The following is a 3,642-nucleotide window of genomic DNA, read 5'->3' as shown; positions in this document are numbered from 1 at the left end:
CGCCTTCCTCCCCGCTGAAAGTACTTTACAACCCGAAGGCCTTCTTCATACACGCGGCATGGCTGCATCAGGCTTGCGCCCATTGTGCAATATTCCCCACTGCTGCCTCCCGTAGGAGTCTGGACCGTGTCTCAGTTCCAGTGTGGCTGGTCATCCTCTCAGACCAGCTAGGGATCGTCGCCTAGGTGAGCCATTACCCCACCTACTAGCTAATCCCATCTGGGCACATCCGATGGTGTGAGGCCCGAAGGTCCCCCACTTTGGTCCGAAGACGTTATGCGGTATTAGCTACCGTTTCCAGTAGTTATCCCCCTCCATCGGGCAGTTTCCCAGACATTACTCACCCGTCCGCCACTCGTCACCCAAGAGCAAGCTCTCTGTGCTACCGTTCGACTTGCATGTGTTAGGCCTGCCGCCAGCGTTCAATCTGAGCCATGATCAAACTCTTCAATTTAAAGTTTGATTTGCTGCAACAAGTGCAGCGATGCTCATCTGTAAAACGTCATAATGAATTTCATTATGTGTTCACTCGTGAGACTTGATATTTTTTACGTCCGGAGACGCTGATATCAATCCTGCGAGTGCCCACACAGATTGTCTGATAAATTGTTAAAGAGCGGTGCAATCAGCGCCTTAAGCTGCTGTTGCGAGGTGGCGTATATTACGCTTTCCTCCTTCAGAGTCAAACACTTTTTTCAGCGTTTTTCTCCGGCGGGATGAATTTCTTCACTCCCTGCTGAGCCGCCTGCGTTGCCGCTTTGCCGTCTCAGTGGTGGCGCATTATAGGGAGTTATTCGGAGCTGACAAGGGTTTATTGCAAAAAATTGACTGGGCGCTACTTTTTTAACCGAACAGGCTAAAAACAGACATTTCTCGATCAATAATCAGTCAAAAGCGCCCGTTTGGCGGCACAAATCAGCGTCACGCGTATAAGCACCAATGCTATTCTGTTAGTCCAACGCCGTTTTCTTTGTTGCAGACTGAACAATTATTAAAGAAGGACTTTCAATGATTCGCTCCGCGCGCAGTATGGCCGGCTTGCCCTGGATCGCCGCAATGGCGTTTTTCATGCAAGCCCTCGATGCCACCATCCTCAATACTGCGCTTCCTGCTATCGCCACCAGTCTCGACCGTTCCCCTCTTGCCATGCAATCTGCTGTGATCAGCTATACGCTCACTGTCGCCATGCTGATCCCGGTCAGCGGCTGGCTGGCCGATCGCTTCGGCACGCGCAAAGTCTTTATCGTGGCCGTTTCACTGTTTACGTTGGGGTCTTTAGCATGTGCACTTTCGGGCTCGCTGAGCATGCTGGTTATCTCACGCATTATCCAGGGTGTTGGTGGCGCGATGATGATGCCGGTCGCGCGCCTGGCATTGTTGCGTGCTTATCCACGCAGTGAATTGCTGCCGGTACTTAACTTTGTGACCATGCCGGGATTAGTCGGACCGATTCTGGGGCCGATGCTCGGTGGCTTGCTGGTCACCTACGCCAGCTGGCACTGGATATTCCTGATCAACATTCCCATCGGCATCGCGGGCATCTTCTATGCACGTAAATATATGCCGGATTTCACCACGCCTAAGCGCCGCTTTGATTTTGGCGGCTTCATTCTGTTTGGCTTAGGTCTGGTGCTGATATCCGTCGGTATCGAACTGTTCGGAGAGCGTATCGTGTCGCCGTGGCAGGCGGTGCTGGTGCTGTTAGCCGGTGTCGCGCTATTGCTTCTATATATAGTGCATGCACGGCGCCATCCTGCACCGCTGATCAACTTACCGATGTTTAAGACCCGAACCTTCTCGGTCGGCATCATTGGTAATATCGCGGCACGTCTGGGCACCGGCTGTATTCCCTTCCTGATGCCATTGATGTTACAGGTGGGCTTTGGTTATCCCGCACTGATAGCGGGTTGCATGATGGGGCCAACAGCGATTGGCTCGCTGCTGGCCAAATCCACCGTGACACAAGTGCTACGTCGCTTCGGCTATCGTAAAACGCTGGTCGGTATCACCATCATCATCGGCATTCTTGTCGCCAGCTTTTCACTGCAAACACCGGGTGAAAGTGTATTAATGCTGTTAGCCGCGCTGTTTGTATTAGGTATGGCGATGTCGACACAATTCACCGCGATGAACACCATCACACTGGCCGATTTGAATGATGAGAATGCCAGCGGTGGTAACAGCGTGCTGGCCGTAACGCAGCAGGTATCGATCAGCTTTGGCGTGGCCGTCAGTGCGGCGGTACTGCGTTTCTATCAGGATTTCGAGAGCACAACCGTGCAGCAATTCCACGCCACCTTCCTGACGATGGGGGTGATCACCGTGCTGTCCGCGTTTGCTTTCCTGATGTTGCGTCCCGGCGACGGGCGCAATCTGATCGCCAATCGCGAGAAAAAGAAGAAAACCGCTTAAACTGAACCGCGCTCCACCAGCTCCGGCGTCAGTACCAGCGTTTGCTGACTGGCGTCGGGATCGCTCATACGATGAATCAGCGTATCAATCGCCAGTTCACCCAATTCATCCTTGGGCTGATGGATGGTGCTGAGCGGTGGTGTGAGATAACGCGCCAGTTCGATATTGTCATAACCCATCACCGCGATATCTTGCGGCACACGTAATCCCGCCTGAAATAGCGCGTGATATACGCCCACGGCCATCGCATAGTTACTGGTGAAAACCGCTTCGGGCAGCAACTCTAACGTCAGTAGCTGGTTCATCGCATTAAACCCACCCTGAAATTCGAAATCACCGTCGACCACATAGCCGGGCAACACCGGTAATCCACTGTTGGTCATCGCTTTATGGAAACCTTCCAGACGCAAACGCGCCGGAGTTTTATCCTGCGGGCCGGCAATACAGGCAATACGCGTGTATCCGCGATCGATCAGATGCTGCGTTGCCAGCTCACCGCCCAGCAGCGCATTATCCTGAATGATGTCGCCACGCCCTTCAAACGGCGCCCAGTCCATCATCACCATGGGTACGGACGGATAACGATTGAGGATCTCCGCAGAGGGAAGGTGCGTCTCGGTGCACATCATTAATAAGCCATCGACACGCTTTTGCATCAGCGTTTCGAGGCTGCGATTCATGCGTTCTTCATCGCCTTCGGTATTACACAGAATCAAACTGTAGCCGCGCTCATAGCAGCTATTTTCTACGCCACGCACCACTTCTGAATAGAACGGGTTACTGCTGGCCGTCAGCAACATGCCAATAGTGCGCGTCTGATTGATCTTCAGACTGCGCGCCAATGCAGAAGGCGCGTAGTTCAGCTCGCGGATCGCCTGTTCCACTTTTTCCCGCACCTGCTCGCTAACAAAACGATTGTTATTGATAACGTGGGAAACAGTGGAGGTGGAGACGCCCGCCAGGCGGGCGACATCTTTCATGGTCGCCAAAGGCTTAACCCTGTTGCTGCAGGAAGTTATCGATCTCAGTGCGCCACGGCACTGAGGGCTGCGCACCCGGACGCGTCACCGCAATTGCGGCGGCGGCATGGGCAAAACGCACGGCATCATGCATTGCCACACCTTCCAGACGCGCGGTAATAAAGGCACCGTTAAAAGTATCGCCCGCTGCGATGGTGTCGATAGCCTGCACGGTGAAGCCCGGAATACGCACGCCTGTGCCCTGCTCGCT

3 protein-coding genes and 1 rRNA gene are annotated in these 3,642 nt (G+C 53.7%); 1 reads left to right on the top strand and 3 read right to left on the bottom strand.

Annotation, left to right across the window (positions count from 1 at the left end; all coding sequences use genetic code 11):
* Window positions 1-454 (bottom strand): 16S ribosomal RNA (locus tag FT726_RS26420); the annotation flags it as partial.
* A gap of 614 nt (window positions 455-1,068) precedes the next feature.
* Between FT726_RS26420 and mdtD the strand changes: the two genes are divergently transcribed.
* Window positions 1,069-2,412, top strand: a complete 1,344-nt coding sequence (mdtD, locus tag FT726_RS26415; protein WP_346303760.1) for a multidrug transporter subunit MdtD — start codon at window positions 1,069-1,071, stop codon at window positions 2,410-2,412.
* On the opposite strand, the gene rbsR is transcribed toward mdtD, so the two are convergent.
* Window positions 2,409-3,392 (bottom strand): ribose operon transcriptional repressor RbsR, encoded by a 984-nt coding sequence (gene rbsR, locus FT726_RS26410; RefSeq protein WP_346303761.1) that lies wholly within the window; start codon window positions 3,390-3,392, stop codon window positions 2,409-2,411. The genes mdtD and rbsR overlap by 4 nt on opposite strands.
* Before the next feature lie 13 nt (window positions 3,393-3,405).
* Window positions 3,406-3,642, bottom strand: a 237-nt coding sequence (locus tag FT726_RS26405; RefSeq protein ID WP_346303759.1) for a PfkB family carbohydrate kinase, incomplete at its 5' end; no start/stop codon positions are given.

Origin of the sequence: Pantoea sp. Morm, from assembly GCF_016643525.1 — a bacterium.
Lineage (GTDB): Bacteria > Pseudomonadota > Gammaproteobacteria > Enterobacterales > Enterobacteriaceae > Pantoea > Pantoea dispersa.
This window is presented reverse-complemented; position numbering and strand designations above follow the sequence as displayed.